The 20,781-nt window shown below is 55.2% G+C and carries 18 protein-coding genes; 16 read left to right on the top strand and 2 right to left on the bottom strand.

Going from position 1 to position 20,781, the window contains the following annotated elements:
• Positions 1–268 precede the first annotated feature (268 nt).
• Complete coding sequence (locus LA337_16920) at positions 269–907, top strand: DUF1007 family protein (GenBank protein ID UBI14849.1); 639 nt, start codon at positions 269–271, stop codon at positions 905–907.
• On the top strand, positions 898–1,878 hold the full coding sequence (locus LA337_16915; GenBank protein ID UBI14848.1) for a nickel/cobalt transporter: 981 nt from the start codon (positions 898–900) through the stop codon (positions 1,876–1,878). Before LA337_16920 ends, LA337_16915 begins: the two co-directional genes overlap by 10 nt.
• 72 nt (positions 1,879–1,950) lie before the next feature.
• On the opposite strand, the gene suhB is transcribed toward LA337_16915, so the two are convergent.
• Positions 1,951–2,754 (bottom strand): inositol-1-monophosphatase, encoded by an 804-nt coding sequence (gene suhB / locus LA337_16910; protein UBI14847.1) that lies wholly within the window; start codon positions 2,752–2,754, stop codon positions 1,951–1,953.
• Between the two features lie 118 nt (positions 2,755–2,872).
• Here suhB and trmJ point away from each other — a divergent pair, with 118 nt between their 5' ends.
• The 11 genes from trmJ to sseB all read left to right on the top strand — a co-directional run bounded on the left by trmJ (position 2,873) and on the right by sseB (position 11,641).
• On the top strand, positions 2,873–3,604 hold the full coding sequence (gene trmJ, locus LA337_16905; protein ID UBI14846.1) for a tRNA (cytosine(32)/uridine(32)-2'-O)-methyltransferase TrmJ: 732 nt from the start codon (positions 2,873–2,875) through the stop codon (positions 3,602–3,604).
• A gap of 159 nt (positions 3,605–3,763) precedes the next feature.
• Positions 3,764–4,255: a Fe-S cluster assembly transcriptional regulator IscR gene (gene iscR / locus LA337_16900; protein UBI14845.1), complete on the top strand. Its 492-nt coding sequence runs from the start codon at positions 3,764–3,766 to the stop codon at positions 4,253–4,255.
• A 184-nt stretch (positions 4,256–4,439) separates the two neighbouring features.
• Positions 4,440–5,654, top strand: a complete 1,215-nt coding sequence (gene iscS / locus LA337_16895) for a cysteine desulfurase (GenBank protein UBI14844.1) — start codon at positions 4,440–4,442, stop codon at positions 5,652–5,654.
• Positions 5,655–5,679: 25 nt separating this feature from the next.
• Positions 5,680–6,066 (top strand): Fe-S cluster assembly scaffold IscU, encoded by a 387-nt coding sequence (gene iscU / locus LA337_16890; protein ID UBI14843.1) that lies wholly within the window; start codon positions 5,680–5,682, stop codon positions 6,064–6,066.
• Between the two features lie 20 nt (positions 6,067–6,086).
• Positions 6,087–6,410: an iron-sulfur cluster assembly protein IscA gene (gene iscA, locus LA337_16885; protein ID UBI14842.1), complete on the top strand. Its 324-nt coding sequence runs from the start codon at positions 6,087–6,089 to the stop codon at positions 6,408–6,410.
• 108 nt (positions 6,411–6,518) lie between these two features.
• Complete coding sequence (gene hscB / locus LA337_16880; protein UBI14841.1) at positions 6,519–7,034, top strand: co-chaperone HscB; 516 nt, start codon at positions 6,519–6,521, stop codon at positions 7,032–7,034.
• A gap of 15 nt (positions 7,035–7,049) precedes the next feature.
• Positions 7,050–8,900 (top strand): Fe-S protein assembly chaperone HscA, encoded by a 1,851-nt coding sequence (hscA, locus tag LA337_16875; protein UBI14840.1) that lies wholly within the window; start codon positions 7,050–7,052, stop codon positions 8,898–8,900.
• A gap of 1 nt (position 8,901) precedes the next feature.
• Positions 8,902–9,237 (top strand): ISC system 2Fe-2S type ferredoxin, encoded by a 336-nt coding sequence (fdx, locus tag LA337_16870; GenBank protein UBI14839.1) that lies wholly within the window; start codon positions 8,902–8,904, stop codon positions 9,235–9,237.
• Positions 9,238–9,248: 11 nt separating this feature from the next.
• The gene (gene iscX / locus LA337_16865; protein UBI14838.1) at positions 9,249–9,449 is read left to right on the top strand and encodes a Fe-S cluster assembly protein IscX; all 201 of its coding nucleotides are present in this window, start codon (positions 9,249–9,251) and stop codon (positions 9,447–9,449) included.
• A 61-nt stretch (positions 9,450–9,510) separates the two neighbouring features.
• Positions 9,511–10,794, top strand: a complete 1,284-nt coding sequence (pepB, locus tag LA337_16860) for an aminopeptidase PepB (protein ID UBI14837.1) — start codon at positions 9,511–9,513, stop codon at positions 10,792–10,794.
• A gap of 70 nt (positions 10,795–10,864) precedes the next feature.
• Positions 10,865–11,641 (top strand): enhanced serine sensitivity protein SseB, encoded by a 777-nt coding sequence (sseB, locus tag LA337_16855; GenBank protein ID UBI14836.1) that lies wholly within the window; start codon positions 10,865–10,867, stop codon positions 11,639–11,641.
• A 43-nt stretch (positions 11,642–11,684) separates the two neighbouring features.
• On the opposite strand, the gene sseA is transcribed toward sseB, so the two are convergent.
• Complete coding sequence (gene sseA / locus LA337_16850) at positions 11,685–12,530, bottom strand: 3-mercaptopyruvate sulfurtransferase (GenBank protein UBI14835.1); 846 nt, start codon at positions 12,528–12,530, stop codon at positions 11,685–11,687.
• 206 nt (positions 12,531–12,736) lie between these two features.
• On the opposite strand from sseA, the gene LA337_16845 reads away from it, so the two are divergent.
• The 3 genes from LA337_16845 to ndk all read left to right on the top strand — a co-directional run bounded on the left by LA337_16845 (position 12,737) and on the right by ndk (position 20,553).
• Positions 12,737–17,671 (top strand): alpha-2-macroglobulin family protein, encoded by a 4,935-nt coding sequence (locus tag LA337_16845; GenBank protein UBI14834.1) that lies wholly within the window; start codon positions 12,737–12,739, stop codon positions 17,669–17,671.
• Positions 17,672–19,984 (top strand): peptidoglycan glycosyltransferase PbpC, encoded by a 2,313-nt coding sequence (gene pbpC, locus LA337_16840; protein UBI14833.1) that lies wholly within the window; start codon positions 17,672–17,674, stop codon positions 19,982–19,984.
• 137 nt (positions 19,985–20,121) lie between these two features.
• A complete protein-coding gene (gene ndk / locus LA337_16835) occupies positions 20,122–20,553 on the top strand; it encodes a nucleoside-diphosphate kinase (GenBank protein ID UBI14832.1) in 432 nt (143 codons plus the stop codon).
• The last annotated feature ends 228 nt before the right edge of the window (positions 20,554–20,781 follow it).

The raw sequence follows: 20,781 nt of genomic DNA, 5'->3' as shown, positions 1-20,781 counted from the left end.
GGTTTTACATCCAAACATTCAAATTAGGTGTTAATGAAATATTAAAATGAAACCATAAGTTAACATTTAATTATCATTTAACTTAAGTAGTGGCCCAGATAAGGTAGTTGGACGGGATTTGTCGAAGAAGAAATTATCGAAATTGAGAACTGAATCGATACCGGAAAAGGGGACTCAACATTTTTTCGTTCAATGGTATCCTCAACACTCTTTCGCCAAACCCAGCTTCATTATTTGTGGCGGTGTCGATTTTTTCCGTGGAGAACTCATGCAAGGCGTTAAACGTATCATTGTCACGTTGTTTCTCGCTCTCCTGTCCTTTGGCGCAGGCGCGCATCCCCACAGCTTTATCCATCTGAAAACCGAAATAGTGAGCGCGAATGATCGGTTCGTCGCGCTTAAAATGCGCTGGACGATGGATGAAATTACCTCGGCGGATCTGCTTTATGATGCGGGGAATGCCAAACCTGGTGATGAGATCTGGAAAAAACTGGCGGCGGAAGTGATGGCCAACGTTCTCGGTCAGCACTATTTCACCGAAGTGTGGCACGACGGGCAAAAGGTAAAGTTTAAAAACAGGCCGACGGAATATGGTATGGAGCGTGAGGAACACCAGGCGGTGCTGACGTTCGTTCTGCCGTTGGCTGAAGCTCAGCCGCTGAGTGGACAAAAATATACCATTTCAACCTTCGACCCGACCTACTACGTTGATATGAGTTATGACAAAGACAGCGACGCCAGGCTGGGACAGGTCATAAGCCAGAAATGCCGTATTTCAGTACATACGCCGACGCCGAATGAACAAACGCTGAGCTTTGCGCAGTCGCTGGATAAAGAAGATGCACCGCCGGAGGATATGGAGTTGGGTAAACAGTTTGCACAGACGGTAACGCTGCAATGTCAGTAGTTTCTCAACAACGTGCAGCCAGACGTCGCTGGCTCATGCTATGGCCACTGGCGGTGTTTTTACTGCTGGCGGCAGGCGGCGTGCTGTGGCTATGGCAGACCTGGCCGCAGGTGATGATGCAAAGTATCGTCTGGCAACGCGACGTTAATCAGCAGATGAGCGGTTTGCTCAAAGCGGTTGCCGCCAGGCCGGCCCAGGCTGGGGGATCGCTGCTGCTGTTTAGTTTTCTCTACGGCGTCCTGCATGCGCTGGGGCCGGGGCATGGAAAAGTCGTAATTACCACCTGGCTTGCGACGCACCCGTCGAAACTCAAATCAAGTATCGGCCTGACGCTGGCCTCGTCTTTATTACAAGGACTGGTCGCTATTGGTCTGGTCGTTATCGTGCTCACCGTCTTGCAGTTGCCTGCGCGACAGTTACATATGAGTAGTTTCTGGCTGGAGAAAGGGAGTTATGCGCTGGTTGGCGTGTTGGGCGTTTTATTGTGCGTCCGTGCGCTGAAGAAATTGCGCCAGCTGCTGCGTCGCCCGAAATTCACCGCCTTCACGCCGCATCATGTGCATCACGAAGGTTGCGGCTGTGGACATCAGCATTTGCCCGATCCTGAACAGCTGCAAAGCGGTGATGACTGGCGCGCCCGGCTGATGATCGTTTTATCAATGGGAATGCGTCCGTGCTCGGGGGCAATCATGGTCTTACTGTTTAGTAAAGTGGTTGGCGTTTTTAGCTGGGGCATGGCGTCGGCGCTGGCGATGGCGGCAGGAACCTCTTTGACGATTACGTCACTGGCTCTGCTGGTGCACAGTTTCCGCTCGCTGGCGGTAAGACTTAGCGGGCATAAAGCGCCTGTGCTATGGCGACAGATTGGCTGGACGACACTGGCGTTAGCCGGTGGTGCGGTGCTGATTGCTGCTGCGGTAGTGATGTGGATGAGCGCGGTGCCGGTGGGGCGGGGGATAAGACCGTTTTAGGTTACAGAGCGGTATGGTATGAATTATTGGCCGGATAAGACGCGAGAGCGTCGTATCCGGCACCACAGCAGATTAACGCTTCAGCGCGTCGCTCAGTTCGTCACGCATGTTCGCCAGCATGGCTTTCACTACGCGCGGGTTGCCTGCAACGATGTTACCGGTCGCCAGGTAGTTATGACCGCCGGTGAAGTCGCAAACCAGTGCGCCAGCTTCACGAGCAATCAGCTCGCCTGCGGCGAAATCCCATGGTTTCAGGCCGATTTCGAAGTAACCGTCAACGCGCGCAGCGGCAACGTAAGCCAGATCCAGCGCAGCAGAACCCGTGCGGCGGAAGTCAGCGCACTCGGTGAACATCTTGCCAAGAATTTTCATGTAAGAAGCGGCGTGCTGTTTCGCTTTGAACGGGAAACCGGTAGCGATGATGGTGCCGTCCAGATCGCGGGCGGTGCTGCCACGCAGACGGTAGCCGTTTAGCTGTGCGCCCTGGCCGCGAGTTGCGGTGAACAGTTCGTTACGCATTGGATCGTAAACAACGGCGACTTCAGTACGGCCTTTAATGCGTACTGCGATGGAAACCGCGAAGTGCGGCAGACGTTTTACGAAGTTGGTGGTGCCATCCAGTGGATCGATAACCCATTGAACATCCTGATCTTCACCAGCGTGCTCACCGCTTTCTTCGGTGATGATGGTGTGCTGAGGGTAAGATTTGCGAATAGTTTCGATAATAATCGCTTCAGCGGCTTTATCGACGTTAGTCACGAAATCATTGCTGCCTTTCTGGCTGGTTTCTACTGAGTCTGGTGTTTCGTAGTGTTTGGCAATTACATTACCCGCCTTGCGCGCTGCGCGCACGGCGATGGTCAGCATCGGATGCATCGGTCTCTCTCACTGGATGTTAAAGAACGGGAAAACGGCGCAGAGTATAGCAGCGAGTTCGGAATATGTCTTCGTTTTATGATAATATGCCCGAATAATCTTTAGCCGAAGAAATACAATGCTGCAAAATATTCGAATCGTGCTGGTGGAAACCTCTCACACTGGCAACATGGGCTCTGTGGCCCGCGCAATGAAAACCATGGGTTTAACCAATCTATGGCTGGTAAATCCACTGGTTAAACCGGACTCCCAGGCCATCGCCCTGGCGGCAGGCGCCAGTGATGTGATCGGCAGCGCGCAGATCGTCGATACTCTCGATGAAGCGCTGGCGGGTTGCAGTCTGGTGGTAGGCACCAGTGCGCGTTCCCGTACGTTGCCGTGGCCGATGCTGGATCCGCGTGAATGCGGTTTAAAAAGCGTCTCTGAAGCAACGAATTCGCCGGTGGCGCTGGTGTTTGGCCGTGAACGCGTTGGCCTGACCAACGAAGAGCTGCAGAAGTGCCATTATCATGTCGCCATTGCCGCGAACCCGGAATACAGTTCGCTCAACCTGGCGATGGCGGTGCAGGTCATCTCTTATGAAGTGCGCATGGCCTGGCTGGCAACGCAGGAAAGCGACAAGACCGCAGATTACGAAGAAGCAGAGTATCCGCTGGTTGATGATTTAGAGCGTTTTTACGGTCATCTGGAACAAACGCTGTTGTCGACCGGGTTTATCCGCGAAGGGCACCCGGGGCAGGTGATGAACAAACTGCGTCGTCTGTTCACGCGCGCGCGACCTGAGAGCCAGGAGCTGAACATCCTGCGTGGGATTTTAGCTTCAATCGAGCAGCAGAATAAAAGCAAGTAACTGTACTAATGCCGCACGGAACGTCAAATACCTGACTAAATTAGTCAAGTAAATAGTTGACTGATTTAGTCGGGAATGTCAGACTTGCCCCTGCTATGCAATACCCCCATTTTACAATAAAAAACCCCGGGCAGGGGCGAGTTTGAGGCTAAGTAAGACATGAGACTGACATCAAAAGGGCGTTATGCCGTGACCGCAATGTTGGACGTTGCGCTCAACTCCGAAACGGGCCCGGTACCGTTGGCTGATATTTCTGAACGTCAGGGAATTTCCCTGTCATATCTGGAGCAGCTGTTTTCCCGTTTGCGTAAAAACGGTCTGGTTTCAAGCGTACGTGGACCAGGCGGCGGGTACTTGCTGGGTAAAGATGCCGGCAGCATCGCAGTAGGTGAAGTGATTAGCGCTGTTGACGAGTCTGTAGATGCGACCCGTTGCCAGGGCAAAGGCGGTTGTCAGGGCGGCGATAAGTGCCTGACCCACGCGCTGTGGCGCGATCTGAGCGATCGTCTGACCGGCTTCCTCAACAACATTACGTTGGGCGAGCTGGTTAATAATCAGGAAGTCCTGGATGTGTCTGGTCGCCAGCACACGCATGACGCTCCACGCACTAATCGTGCTCAAGACGCGATCGACGTTAAGTTACGCGCATAATTTGCCCGTTATATTTCGTGCCGCAACTGCGTTGGCCGCACTTGCTGCAACACGAACTATTTAGGGCAAAGATAATAAGATATTAGAATCAGGCCGGGGCGTTCGACGCCCCGTTAACTCGGTCGTACATCCAGCCGGTTGCCTGATTCCTTGCATTGAAGCGATGTACGGAGTTTATAGAGCAATGAAATTACCGATCTATCTCGACTACTCCGCAACCACGCCGGTGGACCCGCGTGTTGCCGAGAAAATGATGCAGTGTCTGACCCTGGACGGAAACTTTGGTAACCCAGCGTCTCGTTCACACCGTTTCGGCTGGCAGGCTGAAGAGGCGGTAGATATCGCCCGTAACCAGATTGCCGACCTCGTGGGCGCTGACCCGCGTGAAATCGTCTTTACTTCCGGTGCGACTGAATCCGATAACCTGGCGATTAAAGGTGCAGCCAACTTTTATCAGAAAAAAGGCAAGCACATCATCACCAGCAAAACCGAACACAAAGCCGTGCTGGATACCTGTCGTCAGCTGGAGCGCGAAGGGTTCGAAGTCACCTACCTCGCCCCGCAGCGTAACGGCATTATTGACCTGAAAGAACTTGAAGCGGCAATGCGTGACGACACTATCCTCGTGTCCATCATGCACGTGAACAACGAAATCGGCGTGGTGCAGGATATCGCGACTATCGGCGAAATGTGCCGTGCGCGCGGCATTATCTATCACGTTGATGCAACCCAGAGCGTGGGCAAACTGCCTATCGATCTGAGCCAACTGAAAGTTGACCTGATGTCTTTCTCCGGCCACAAAATCTATGGTCCGAAAGGTATCGGTGCGCTGTACGTTCGTCGTAAACCGCGTATTCGTATTGAAGCGCAGATGCACGGCGGCGGTCACGAGCGCGGCATGCGTTCCGGTACGCTGCCTGTGCACCAGATCGTCGGTATGGGTGAAGCTTACCGTATCGCTAAAGAAGAGATGGAAACCGAGATGGCGCGCCTGCGCAGTCTGCGTAACCGTCTGTGGAACGGCGTGAAAGATATGGAAGAGGTGTACCTCAATGGTGACCTCGAGCAGGGCGCACCGAACATTCTCAACGTCAGCTTCAACTTTGTTGAAGGCGAGTCGCTGATTATGGCGCTGAAAGACCTGGCTGTATCCTCCGGTTCTGCATGTACTTCTGCAAGCCTGGAGCCATCCTACGTGCTGCGCGCGCTGGGGATGACCGACGAGCTGGCACACAGCTCAATTCGTTTCTCTTTAGGTCGTTTCACTACCGAAGAAGAGATTGACTACGCCATCAATCTGGTTCGCAACTCCATCGGCCGCCTGCGCGACCTTTCTCCGCTGTGGGAAATGTTCAAACAGGGCGTGGATCTGAACAGCATTGAATGGTCACATCACTAATCGGTACCGATAAGGAGAATTCATCATGGCTTACAGCGAAAAAGTAATCGATCATTACGAGAATCCACGTAACGTGGGTTCTTTTGACAACAGCGACGAGAACGTGGGCAGCGGCATGGTGGGTGCACCGGCCTGTGGCGACGTGATGAAGTTGCAGATCAAAGTCAACAATGAGGGTATCATTGAAGACGCGCGTTTCAAGACTTACGGCTGCGGTTCCGCTATTGCCTCCAGCTCTCTGGTTACCGAATGGGTAAAAGGGAAATCTCTGGATGAAGCACAGGCGATTAAAAACACCGATATTGCCGACGAACTTGAACTGCCACCGGTGAAAATTCACTGCTCTATTCTGGCTGAAGACGCGATTAAAGCCGCGATTGCGGATTACAAAAGCAAACGTGAAGCAAAATAATTAAGAGTTGAGGTTTTATTATGTCGATTACCTTAAGCGACAGTGCAGCAGCGCGTGTAAATACCTTCCTGGCAAACCGCGGTAAAGGGTTTGGTCTGCGTCTGGGCGTGAGAACCTCCGGCTGCTCAGGTATGGCTTATGTACTGGAATTTGTTGACGAGCCGGCGGCTGAAGATACCGTGTTTGAAGACAAAGGCGTAAAAGTCGTGATCGACGGTAAGAGCCTGCAATTCCTCGACGGTACGCAGTTAGACTTCGTCAAAGAAGGTCTGAACGAAGGGTTTAAGTTCACTAACCCGAACGTGAAAGACGAATGTGGATGCGGCGAAAGCTTCCACGTGTAACGCGCTTACTGATAACCCCACCGTGGTCGCCTGCGCGTGGGGTTTGTTTTACCTGACTCTCTGGTTTTGCCTCATCGAACAACAGAGAATCGATGCCCTGAGAATGTTATGGACTACTTCACCCTCTTTGGCTTACCGGCCCGTTATCAGCTCGATACTCAGGCGCTGAGCCTACGTTTTCAGGATCTACAACGTCAGTATCATCCTGATAAATTCGCCAGCGGTTCCCAGGCGGAACAACTTGCTGCGGTTTCGCAGTCCGCCACTATCAACCAGGCATGGCAAACGCTGCGTCATCCTTTGATGCGCGCCGAATACTTATTGTCTTTACACGGCTTTGATATCCGCAACGAGCAGCACACGGTGCGCGATACCGCGTTCCTGATGGAGCAACTTGAGCTGCGTGAAGAGCTGGACGAGATTGAACAGGCAAAAGACAGTCAACGTTTAGATGCGTTTATGCAACGCGTCAGTGAAATGTATAACGTTCGCCATCAACTGATGGTGGAACAGCTGGATAGCGAGACGTGGGACGTCGCGGCAGATACCGTGCGTAAGCTGCGTTTTCTCGATAAACTGCGAAGCAGTGCAGAACAACTCGAAGAAAAACTGCTCGATTTTTAATTTCCGGAAGCGAAAATGGCCTTATTACAAATTAGTGAGCCTGGTCTGAGCGCCGCGCCGCACCAGCGTCGTCTGGCGGTAGGTATCGATTTAGGCACCACCAACTCCCTGGTTGCGACCGTACGCAGCGGCCAGGCCGAAACGCTGGCAGACCATCAAGGTCGCCACCTGTTGCCGTCAGTGGTTCACTATCAGCAGCAGGGCTACTCTGTCGGTTATGATGCCCGCGCCAATGCCGCGCTGGATACGGCCAACACCGTCAGCTCGGTAAAACGTATGATGGGCCGCTCTCTGGCGGATATTCAGGCGCGTTACCCGCATCTGCCTTATACGTTCCACGCGAGCGAAAACGGCCTGCCAATGATTGAAACCGCAGCCGGTTTGCTTAACCCGGTGCGTGTCTCCGCTGATATTCTGAAAGCATTGGCCGCACGGGCAACCGAAGCGCTGTCTGGCGAGCTGGACGGCGTGGTAATCACCGTTCCGGCTTACTTTGACGATGCGCAGCGTCAGGGGACCAAAGACGCCGCGCGTCTGGCGGGCCTGCACGTATTGCGTTTGTTGAACGAACCGACCGCTGCGGCGATCGCGTATGGCCTCGACTCCGGTCAGGAAGGCGTGATCGCGGTCTATGACCTTGGCGGCGGTACGTTTGACATTTCCATTCTGCGCCTGAGTCGCGGCGTGTTCGAAGTGCTGGCGACCGGCGGTGATTCCGCGCTGGGCGGCGACGATTTTGACCATCTGCTGGCCGATTACATTCGCGAGCAGGCGGGCGTGGCCGATCGTAGCGATAACCGCGTACAGCGCGAACTGCTGGATGCCGCGATTGCAGCGAAAATCGCGCTTAGCGACGCTGATTCTGTAACGGTTAACGTGGCGGGATGGCAGGGTGAAATCACCCGTGAAACCTTTAATGAACTCATTTCCGCACTGGTCAAGCGTACGCTGCTGGCCTGCCGTCGCGCGCTGAAAGATGCGGGCGTAGAGCCGCAGGATGTGCTGGAAGTGGTGATGGTCGGTGGTTCAACGCGCGTGCCATTGGTACGTGAACGCGTCGGTGAGTTTTTTGGCCGTACGCCGCTGACCTCTATCGACCCGGACAAAGTGGTCGCTATCGGTGCGGCGATCCAGGCCGATATTCTGGTCGGAAATAAACCGGACAGCGAAATGCTGCTGCTGGACGTTATCCCGCTGTCCCTGGGGCTGGAAACCATGGGCGGACTGGTGGAGAAAGTGATCCCGCGTAACACCACTATCCCGGTGGCGCGCGCGCAGGACTTTACCACCTTTAAAGATGGTCAAACCGCGATGTCCATTCACGTGATGCAGGGCGAACGTGAGCTGGTGCAGGACTGCCGTTCACTGGCGCGTTTTGCGCTGCGCGGCATCCCGGCATTGCCGGCAGGCGGCGCGCATATCCGCGTGACCTTCCAGGTAGATGCTGATGGGCTGCTGAGCGTCACCGCTATGGAGAAATCCACCGGCGTTGAGTCCTCAATCCAGGTTAAACCGTCCTACGGTCTGACCGACAGTGAAATCGCCTCCATGATTCAGGATTCGATGAGTTTTGCCGAGCAGGACGTTAAAGCCCGTATGCTGGCAGAACAGAAAGTCGAAGCGGCACGCGTACTGGAAAGTTTATCCGGTGCGCTGAACGCTGATGCCGCGCTGTTAAGCGCCGCAGAACGTCAGGCTATCGACACCGCCGCCGCGCACTTGAGCGAGGTTGCACAGGGTGACGATGTTGACGCGATAGAACAAGCCATTAAAAACGTAGACAAACAAACCCAGGAATTCGCCGCTCGCCGCATGGACAAATCTGTCCGTAGCGCGCTGAAAGGCCATTCCGTGGACGAGGTTTAATATGCCAAAGATTGTTATTTTGCCTCATCAGGATCTCTGTCCCGATGGCGCAGTTCTGGAAGCTGAGACCGGCGAAACCATTCTTGACGTTGCCCTGCGTAACGGTATCGAGATTGAACACGCCTGTGAAAAATCCTGTGCCTGCACGACCTGCCACTGCATCGTACGTGAAGGTTTTGATTCTTTGCCGGAAAGCACGGAAGAAGAAGACGACATGCTGGATAAAGCCTGGGGACTGGAGCCGGAGAGCCGTTTAAGCTGTCAGGCGCGGGTAACCGAGGACGATTTAGTGGTCGAAATCCCACGTTACACAATCAATCATGCGCGTGAGCATTAACAGAGGGTAGTATGGGACTGAAGTGGACCGATAGCCGCGAGATCGGCGAGGCGCTGTATGACGCGTTCCCCGACCTCGATCCCAAGACCGTTCGTTTCACCGATCTGCATCAATGGATCTGTGACCTGGAAGAGTTCGATGATGATCCGCAGGCATCGAACGAAAAAATCCTTGAGGCCATTTTGCTGGTCTGGCTGGACGAAGCCGAATAAGTCAACGGGCTGCCCACGGGTGGCCCGTTTTCCTGTATGCGCGAAAATAAGGATAAATAAAATGACAGAAGCCATGAAAATTACGCTTTCCACGCAACCCGCTGACGCCCGCTGGGGTGAAAAGGCGACATACAGCATTAATAATGACGGCATTACCCTGCATCTGAACGGGAAAGATGACCTCGGCCTTATCCAGCGCGCCGCACGTAAAATTGACGGTCTGGGGATTAAACACGTTCAACTGGACGGTGAAGGCTGGGATACCGAACGCAGCTGGGCTTTCTGGCAGGGCTATAAAGGACCAAAAGGCACCCGCAAAGTTGAGTGGGCTACCCTGGACGAAGCGCAGCGCAAAGAGCTGGACAACCGTCTGAAGATAATTGACTGGGTGCGCGATACCATTAACGCCCCGGCAGAAGAGCTGGGCCCGGAACAACTGGCGCAACGCGCAGTCGACCTGCTGTGTGGCGTGGCTTGTGATAACGTCTCTTACCGGATCACCAAAGGCGAAGATCTGCGTGAGCAGAACTACATGGGACTGCATACCGTGGGTCGTGGCTCCGAACGTCCGCCGGTGCTGCTGGCGCTGGATTACAACCCGACTGGCGACAAGGAAGCCCCGGTTTATGCCTGTCTGGTTGGCAAGGGAATTACCTTTGACTCCGGCGGTTACAGCATCAAGCAAAGCGCATTTATGGACTCAATGAAGTCCGACATGGGCGGTGCGGCAACGGTCACCGGCGCGCTGGCGTTTGCCATCACCCGTGGTCTGAACAAGCGCGTGAAGCTGTATCTGTGCTGCGCGGATAACCTGATCAGCGGCAACGCTTTTAAGCTCGGCGATATTATTCACTATCGCAACGGTAAAAAAGTTGAAGTAATGAATACCGATGCCGAAGGGCGCCTGGTGCTGGCCGATGGCCTGATCGACGCCAGCGCGCAGAAACCGGAACTGATCATTGATGCCGCCACGCTGACCGGCGCGGCGAAAACCGCGCTGGGCAATGATTACCACGCGCTGTTTAGCTTTGATGATCAGCTGGCTGCTCGCCTGCTGGCAAGTGCGGCACAAGAAAACGAACCGTTCTGGCGTCTGCCGCTGGCAGAGTTCCACCGAAGCCAGTTGCCGTCTAATTTTGCTGAACTGAATAACACCGGCAGTGCGGCTTACCCGGCTGGCGCAAGCACCGCGGCGGGCTTCCTGTCCCATTTCGTGGAAAACTACCAGCAGGGCTGGCTGCATATCGACTGCTCCGCAACCTATCGCAAAGCGCCGGTTGAGCAGTGGTCTGCGGGTGCAACTGGTCTGGGTGTGCGCACTATCGCGAATCTGCTGACCGCATAATTTATTACTGTATTGCCGGATGGCGCTACGCTTATCCGGCCTACATGTATTCATCCAATTTGTGATACTTATGTCCGAATCAAAAAATGAACTAGAAACATTGCTGGAGCAAGCGGCGACAGAGCCTGCGCATCGTCCGGCATTTTTCCGTACTTTACTGGAATCCACCGTCTGGGTACCGGGTACCGCCGCTGAAGGTGAGGCGGTGGTTGAAGACAGCGCCCTCGATCTGCAGCACTGGGAGAAAGAAGACGGCACGACCGTGATCCCGTTCTTCACCTCTCTGGAAGCCCTGCAACAGGCGGTGGAAGATGAACAAGCGTTTGTCGTGATGCCGGTGCGTACGTTGTTTGAAATGACGCTCGGCGAAACGCTGTTTCTCAACGCGAAACTGCCGACCGGCAAAGAATTTATGCCGCGTGAGGTAAGCCTGCTGATGGGGGAAGAGGGTAATCCGCTGAGCACCCAGGAAGTACTCGAAGGCGGTGAATCGCTGATCCTCTCTGAAGTCGCTGAGCCGCCAGCGCAGATGATTGACTCGCTGACCACGCTGTTTAAAACCATCAAGCCGGTAAAACGCGCGTTTCTCTGCTCAATCAAAGAAAGCGCGGAAGCCCAGCCGAATCTGCTGATTGGTATTGAAGCGGAAGGGGATATTGAAGAGATCATCCACGCTGCGGGCAGCGTCGCAACCGATACGTTGCCGGGTGATGAACCCATTGACATCTGCCAGGTGAAGAAAGGCGAGAAGGGCGTCAGCCACTTTATCACTGAGCACATCGCCCCGTTCTATGAGCGCCGATGGGGTGGTTTCCTGCGCGACTTTAAACAGAACCGGATTATCTAAATTGTAGGCCGGATGAGCGAAGCGCTATCCGGCTTTTCCAGCTTTATAATTTCGGTTCTACCGGTAAATCACTCCGCGCTCCCCATTCGCTCCATGCGCCGTCATACAATGCGACGTTAGAAACGCCCAGCGTGGCAAGCGCCAGTACCACGACAGCAGCCGTTACGCCAGAGCCGCAGCTGGCGATAATGGGGCGGTCAAAGCTTACGCCGTGGCTGAAGAAAATAGCATCCAGTTCGTCGGTGGTTTTCAGTTCACCGTCACGAACCAGCTCTGTCCACGGTACGTTAAGCGCACCGGGCACATGACCACGTTTCAGGCCTGGACGCGGCTCGTCAACTTCAGCATTAAAACGCGCAGCCGGACGGGCATCGACGATCTGCGCCGTTTTTTCATGACTGGCCAGCAGCACATCAGTGACGCGCACGACGGCTTCAGGCGTAAATGCCACGTTAAATTCACCTTCAGGTAAATCCTCATCTCCTTCCTGGAGCATTAGCTCATCACGCTGCCAGCCTGCCAGACCGCCCGCCAGAATGGAGACATTCTCGACGCCAAAAGTCCGCAGCATCCACCATGCGCGTGGAGCGGAAAACAGATTTCCGTCATCGTAGACAATCAGATGTTTATCCTGATCAACGCCCAGCTCACGCATAGCTACAGCAAAGGCTTCCGGGCGCGGCATCATATGCGGTAGCGGTGACGTATGGTCGGAAAGCGCTTCAATATCAAAAAAGACTGCGCCAGGAATATGGCCCGCACGATACTCCTCGCCAACATCGCGATCTTCCTGTCCTGGAGGTGCCATCCGGGCATCAAGAATTTGTATTTCCGGGTCGTCAATGTGTTCGGCAAGCCAGTCGGCAGCGACAAAGAAGGCGGTGGTCATAGGCATCTCCATTTTTACCAGGTTTTGGCAAATTGTCGGACGTTTAGTACAAAGCGACAAGTAAAAGAGGCTGATTTGTCAGGCGAATCCACATTAATCACTAAAATTAGGACAACGTTGTACAGTTACTGGCTTCCACAGCCGGAAATCTGACGCATAATAGTTGTTCTACGTAGCTAACGGGCCACTGCGGCCAGGGATGAAAAATGAAACATTTACGCGTAGCGGCCTGCATGCTGATGCTGGCACTGGTTGGGTGCGATAATAATAATGAAAAATCACCGACGGCTGCGAAACCTGACTCGCCAGCTTCCCAGACTGCGCCAGTAAAAGACAAGGCCCAATTACAAAAGCTGATGCAGCAAAGCCAGGGCAAGTCGCTGACGCTGCTGGATGCCTCAGAGGTCCAGCTCGACGGTGCGGCAACGCTCGTGTTGACCTTCTCCATTCCCCTCGATCCAGAACAAGATTTTTCCCGCGTCGTGCACGTTGTTGATAAAAAAAGCGGCAAAGTGGATGGTGCCTGGGAGCTGGCGCCAAATCTGAAAGAGCTACGCTTACGCCATCTCGAACCCAACCGGGAACTGGTGGTGACTATTGAGCGTGATTTGTTGGCGCTGAATAAAGCGACGTTCTCTATAGATTATGAAAAAAACATTACCACCCGCGACGTTCAGCCAAGCGTAGGGTTCGCCAGTCGTGGCTCGCTGCTGCCGGGAAAAGTGATTGAAGGGCTGCCGGTTATGGCTCTTAACGTTAATAGCGTGGATGTGAACTTCTTTCGCGTAAAGCCTGAGTCGCTCGGCGCGTTTGTCAGCCAGTGGGAATACCGCAACTCGTTGGCAAACTGGGAGTCCGACAATCTGCTGAAAATGGCGGAACTGGTTTATACCGGACGCTTTGACCTCAATCCGGCGCGTAACACCCGTGAGAAGCTGCTGCTGCCGCTGAGCGATATCAAGCCGTTGCAGCAAGCGGGCGTTTACATCGCAGTGATGAATCAGGCTGGACAATACAACTACAGCAATGCCGCGACGCTGTTCACGCTCAGCGATATTGGTGTGTCTGCGCACCGTTACCACAATCAACTGGATGTCTTTACGCAGAGTCTTGAAAACGGCGCCGCGCAGCAGGGTATTGAGGTCACGTTACTCAACGAAAAAGGGCAGACGCTGGCGCAGGCAACCAGCGACACCCAGGGTCATGTAACGCTTAAGACCGATAAAGACGCGGCCTTATTGTTGGCCCGCAAAGACGGACAAACCACGCTGCTGGATCTGAAGCTTCCGGCGTTGGACCTGGCTGAGTTTGATATTGCTGGTGCGCCGGGATATAGCAAACAGTTCTTTATGTTTGGTCCCCGTGACCTCTATCGGCCTGGCGAGACGGTGATCCTCAACGGATTACTGCGTGACAGCGACGGTAAAACGTTACCCGACCAGCCAGTGAAGCTGGAAGTCGTTAAGCCCGACGGACAGGTCTTACGCTCGGTAGTTAGCCAGCCGGAGAACGGCCTGTACCGCTTTAGCTGGCCGCTGGACAGCAGCGCGCCAACCGGTATGTGGCATATTCGTGCCAATACAGGCGACAACCAGTCGCGGATGTGGGATTTCCACGTTGAAGATTTTATGCCGGAGCGGATGGCGCTCAATCTCACCGCCAGCAAAATGCCGGTAGCGCCAACTGATGAAGTGAAGTTCTCGGTAGTGGGCTACTACCTGTACGGCGCGCCCGCTAACGGCAATGCCCTGCAAGGGCAGCTTTTCCTGCGCCCGCTGCGCGAAGCGGTGCAGGCATTACCAGGGTTCCAGTTTGGTAATATTGCCGAAGAAAACCTTTCCCGCAGTCTCGATGAAGTGCAGTTGACGCTGGATGATCACGGTCGCGGCGAAGTGACGACCAACAGCCAATGGCAGGAGACACATTCTCCGTTACAGGTGATCCTGCAAGCCAGCCTGCTGGAATCAGGTGGCCGTCCGGTAACGCGTCGGGCTGAACAAGCCATCTGGCCTGCGGACACACTGCCGGGTATTCGTCCGCAGTTTGCGGCAAAAGCCGTTTATGATTACCGCACCGATACCACCGTGAATCAGCCTATTGTCGATGAAGACAGCAACGCTGCTTTCGATATTGTGTATGCCGATGCGCAAGGCGATAAAAAAGCGGTGTCCGGCTTGCAGGTGCGTTTGATCCGTGAACGTCGTGATTATTACTGGAACTGGTCTGAAGGCGAGGGCTGGCAATCACAGTTCGATCAAAAGGATCTTGTTGAGGGTGAGCAGACCCTGGATCTTAAAGCGGATGAGACCGGTAAAGTCAGCTTTCCGGTTGAGTGGGGTGCCTATCGTCTGGAAGTCAAAGCCCCGAATGATGCGGTGAGCAGCGTACGCTTCTGGGCGGGTTATAGCTGGCAGGATAACAGCGACGGCAGTGGGGCAGTGCGTCCCGATCGCGTGACCCTGAAACTTGATAAACCCAGCTATCGTCCTGGCGATACCATGAAGCTACACGTTGCCGCTCCCGCTGCTGGCAAAGGTTATGCAATGGTGGAATCCAGCGAAGGCCCGCTGTGGTGGCAAGAAATAGACGTACCGGCGGATGGTCTCGATATCTCCATCCCGGTCGATAAAGCCTGGAATCGCCACGATTTGTATCTCAGTGCGCTGGTGGTTCGTCCTGGCGACAAGTCCCGTTCGGCAACGCCAAAACGGGCGGTCGGCTTACTACATTTACCGTTAGGCGATGAAAACCGTCGTCTGGCGCTGGCCCTGGAAAGCCCGGCGAAAATACGGCCAAATCAGCCGTTGACCGTCAAGATTAAAGCCAGCGTTAAAAATGGCGAGGTGCCAAAGCAGGTTAATGTGCTGGTCTCAGCCGTCGACAGCGGGGTGTTGAACATTACCGACTACGCCACGCCGGATCCGTGGCAGGCGTTTTTCGGGCAAAAACGCTATGGTGCAGATATTTATGATATTTACGGCCAGGTGATCGAAGGGCAAGGGCGCCTGGCGGCGCTGCGCTTTGGTGGTGATGGCGATGAATTAAAACGCGGCGGTAAGCCACCGGTCAATCACGTCAATATTGTGGCGCAACAGGCGCTGCCGGTTACGCTTAACGAGCAGGGCGAAGGTACGGTGACGTTACCGATTGGTGATTTCAACGGCGAGCTGCGGGTAATGGCGCAAGCCTGGACGGCGGATGATTTTGGCAGCAGCGAAAGCAAAGTGATTGTCGCCGCGCCGATGATTGCTGAACTGAACATGCCGCGCTTTCTGGCAGGGGGCGATACCTCGCGTCTGACGCTGGATGTGATCAACCTGACTGACAAACCACAAACGCTGAATATTAAGCTCGCGGCCAGCGGTCTGCTGGAACTCATGGGGCAAGATCCCGCCCCGGTGAATCTGGCGCCAGGCGTACGGACTACGCTGTTTATTCCGGTGCGCGCGCAGGAGGGTTTTGGCGATGGCGAAATTCAGGCAGAAATTAGCGGTCTGACTTTACCGGGTGAAACGCTGCCTGTGCAGCATAAACAGTGGAAGATTGGCGTGCGACCGGCATTCCCGGCGCAAACCGTGAATAACGGCGTCGCACTTCAGCCGGGGGCAACCTGGCAGCTTCCGGTCGAAGAACTGACCAATTTCTCCCCAGCGACGATGCAGGGGCAATTGCTGTTTAGCGGTAAGCCGCCGCTGAATCTGGCGCGCTACATCCGCGAACTGAAAGCCTACCCTTACGGTTGCCTCGAGCAAACGGCGAGCGGGTTGTTCCCTTCTTTATATACCAACGCCGCACAGCTGAAGGCGTTAGGTATCGCGGGTGATAGCGATGAAAAACGCCGTGCGGCAGTAGACATTGGTATTTCTCGTTTACTGCAAATGCAGCGTGATAACGGCGGTTTTGCGCTGTGGGATAAAAACGGATCGGAAGAGTACTGGCTGACCGCGTATGTGATGGATTTCCTCGTGCGAGCGAATGAACAGGGCTACAGCGTCCCGGCGGAGGTGATTAACCGGGGTAACGAGCGGCTGCTGCGCTATTTGCAGGATCCGGGCATGATGTCGATTCGCTATACCGACGACGCATCAGCAAGCCGATTTGCCGTACAGGCCTACGCCGCGCTGGTGCTGGCTCGTCAGCAGAAAGCCCCGCTCGGCGCGCTGCGTGAGATCTGGGATCACCGTGCACAGGCCGCTTCCGGTTTACCGCTGTTGCAACTGGGGATCGCGCTGAAAAACATGGGCGATGCCAACCGCAGTGAACAGGCGTTGACCCTGGCGCTGAATACACCACGTCGCGACGCGCAGCAGTGGATGGCGGATTACGGCAGCCAGCTGCGCGACAACGCGCTGATGCTGGCCTTGCTGGAAGAGAACAAACTCAAACCTGACGTGCAGAATACCTTGCTGAGCACCTTGTCAGAACAGGCCTTTGGGCAGCGCTGGCTCTCTACTCAGGAAAATAATGCGCTGTTCCTTGCCGCGCGTACGTTACAGGACTTGCCAGGCACATGGCAGGCGCAAACGTCACTCTCTGAACAACCGTTAGCCGGGGAGAAATCACAGACGCGGAATCTGGATGCCGATGCGTTGTCTACGCTGAGCGTCACCAATACCGGTAATTTGCCACTGTGGCTGCGTCTGGATGTGAGCGGTTACCCGCAAACCTCACCGACGCCTGCCAGCAACGTTTTGCATATTGAGCGTCAAATCCTGGGGCTAGACGGAAACAGCAAATCGCTGGATTCTCTGCGCAGCGGCGAGCTGGTGCTGGTCTGGCTGGAGGTGAAAGCCAGCCAGAATGTACCGGATGCGCTGGTGGTCGATTTACTGCCAGCCGGCCTGGAGCTGGAAAACCAGAATCTGGCCAACGGCAGCGCCAGCCTGCAGGATAGCGGTAGCGAAGTAGCGAATCTGCTCAATCAGATGCAACAAGCGGATATCCAGCACGTTGAATTCCGTGACGATCGCTTTGTTGCCGCGGTGGCGGTCAATGAAGGACAACCGGTTACGCTGGTGTATCTGGCGCGGGCGGTAACGCCGGGGACCTACCAGGTTCCTGTCCCGCAGGTGGAATCAATGTATGTTCCGCAGTGGCGCGCGACCGGTGCGACAGAGGGACTTTTGATTGTCAGACCGTAAATGATGCGCGGGTTGGGTAAACGCGGCTGCTGGCTCTGGGTGGCAGCCGTTGCGCTATTGTTTCTGGCGGCGGTTTGGGCGGCAGATAAAATCTGGCCGCTGCCGCTGCACGAAGTCGATCCGGCACGGGTCGTGGTGGCGCATGATGGTACGCCGCTGTGGCGCTTCGCCGATGCGGACGGTATCTGGCGTTATCCGGTGGCTATTGATGAGGTATCGCCTCGCTACCTTGAGGCGTTAATTAACTACGAAGACCGCTGGTTCTGGAAACATCCCGGCGTCAATCCGTTTTCCGTGCTGCGCGCAGCGTGGCAGGACCTCTCCTCTGGGCGTGTGGTTTCGGGCGGCAGTACGCTCACCATGCAGGTAGCACGATTACTCGATCCCCATCCGCGAACCTTCGGCGGCAAGTTCCGCCAGCTCTGGCGCGCATTGCAGCTGGAATGGCACCTCTCCAAGCGCGACATCCTGACGCTGTATCTTAACCGTGCGCCATTTGGCGGTACGCTGCAGGGCGTGGGGGCGGCAAGCTGGGCCTATCTTGGCAAATCGCCCGCGCAATTGAGTTATTCCGATGCTGCGCTGCTGGCGGTGCTGCCCCAGGCGCCGAGTCGTCTGCGCCCGGATCGTTGGCCGGATCGCGCGCAAGCGGCGCGCAATAAAGTGCTCGAACGTATGGCGACGCAGGGCATTTGGCCTGCCAGACAGGTACAGGAGTCGCGCGAAGAACCGGTCTGGTTGGCGCCCAGACAAATGCCGCAGTTAGCGCCGTTATTCTCGCGCATGATGCTGGGAAAAAGCCGAAGCGATAAAATCGTGACCACCCTTGACGCCGGGTTGCAGCGCCAACTGGAAGAGCTGGCGCAAAACTGGAAGGGGCGCTTACCTGCGCGCAGTTCGCTGGCGATGATTGTGGTCGATCACACCGATATGAGCGTGCGTGGCTGGGTGGGGTCGGTAGATATGAATGACGACTCCCGCTTTGGTCATGTGGATATGGTGAATGCGATCCGTTCGCCGGGCTCGGTACTAAAGCCGTTTGTATATGGTCTGGCGCTGGATGACGGACTCATTCATCCTGCTTCGCTGTTGCAGGATGTACCTCGGCGAACCGGGGACTATCGACCAGGGAATTTTGACAGCGGTTTTCATGGACCGGTGAGTATGAGCGAAGCGCTGGTAAGGTCGTTGAATTTACCCGCCGTACAGGTACTCGAAGCCTATGGCCCGAAGCGTTTTGCCGCATCGTTACGTAACGTTGGCTTACCGCTGTATCTGCCCGCAGGGGCAGCGCCGAATCTGTCGCTGATTTTAGGCGGCGCGGGGGCAAGGCTGGAAGATATAGCCGCAGCCTACAGCGCCTTTGCTCGCCAGGGAAAAGCGGGAAAACTGCGTCTGCAGCCGGGCGACCCACTGCTTGAACGTCCGTTGATGTCGGCGGGCGCGGCGTGGATTATTCGCCGTATTATGGCCGATGAAGCGCAACCGCTACCGGATAACGCTTTGAGCAGAGTGGTCCCGCTGGCGTGGAAAACGGGCACCAGCTATGGCTATCGCGATGCGTGGGCGATTGGTGTTAACGCCCGTTATGTGATCGGTATCTGGACTGGCAGACCAGACGGAACGCCAGTTGTGGGCCAGTTTGGATTTGCCAGTGCCGTGCCGCTGCTTAATCAGGTCAATAATCTTCTGCTCTCTCGCGGGACAAATCAGCCGGAAGATCCGCGTCCGGTATCCGTTAGCCGTGGCGTGGTGTGCTGGCCTGGTGGGCAATCTCTTGCGCCCGGTGACAGCAACTGTCGACGTCGTCTGGCAACCTGGATACTGGACGGCAGCCAGCCGCCAACGTTGCTATTGCCCGAGCAGGAGGGGGTGAGCGGCATTCGTTTCCCCGTCTGGCTGGACGAAGAAGGCAAACGTGTGGCGGCAGATTGCCCGCAGGCGCGCGAACAAACATTAATCGTCTGGCCTTTACCGCTGGAGCCATGGCTGCCGGAGTCAGAACGCCGTAGGGCGAGATTACCACCGGTTTCTGCCACGTGTCCGCCGCTGGGGCAGGACGATTCGCTGCCGTTGCAGTTGACAGGGGTGCGTGATGGCGCGATTGTGAGGCGTTTACCCGGTTCTGCACAAGCCTCATTGCCGGTACGAACCACCGGCGGGTCAGGTGAGCGCTGGTGGTTTCTCAATGGCGAAAGGCTGGATGAACGCGGACAACATCTTACGCTACGGCTGGCGACGAAAGGGGATTATCAACTGCTGGTGATGGATGACGCCGGGCAGGTGGCGACGGTGAGATTTTCGATGCAGTAGATCAGTTGGTGACTGTTTGTTGCTAAAATTCATCTTATTTTAAAGAAATGTTACCTTCATCAATAGTCAATTGCCGGGATGCTCTTTATAATCCGCGCCAGGTAAACCACAACAAAACATCTTTTTCAGAGGTAATCATGGCTATTGAACGTACTTTTTCCATCATCAAACCAAACGCGGTGGCAAAAAACGTTATTGGCAGCATCTTTGCGCGCTTTGAAGCAGCAGGGTTCAAAATTGTCGGTACTAAAATGCTGCACCTGACCGTTGAGCAGGCGCGCGGCTTCTATGCTGAGCATGACGGCAAGCCATTCTTTGACGGTCTGGTTGAATTCATGACTTCCGGTCCGATCGTTGTTTCTGTTCTGGAAAGCGAAAATGCCGTACAGCGTCACCGCGACCTGCTCGGCGCAACCAACCCGGCAAATGCGCTGGCGGGTACTCTGCGTGCAGACTACGCTGACAGCTTCACCGAGAACGGTACTCACGGTTCTGATTCCGTTGAATCTGCAGCGCGCGAAATCGCCTATTTCTTTGGTGAAGGCGAGGTTTGCCCGCGCACTCGCTGATAAGCTCGTCCTGTAGGCCGGATAAGCGTTTGCGCATCCGGCTCTGCTTTGCCTGATGGCGCCGCTGATGCGTCTTATCAGGCCTACGATCTTCCTTTACATATTATTTTCGCTAATGCTTCGTGCAAACGTGGCATCCCTGCGCCAGACTTTGTACAATGCAACGCCCCGGAAGAGCAGATCGCTTGCCGGGGCGTTTCTTTTTAACCCTCCACGGGCCACAACGTG

Source organism: Citrobacter europaeus (assembly GCA_020099315.1).
GTDB classification, from domain to species: Bacteria; Pseudomonadota; Gammaproteobacteria; order Enterobacterales; family Enterobacteriaceae; genus Citrobacter; species Citrobacter europaeus.
This window is presented reverse-complemented; position numbering and strand designations above follow the sequence as displayed.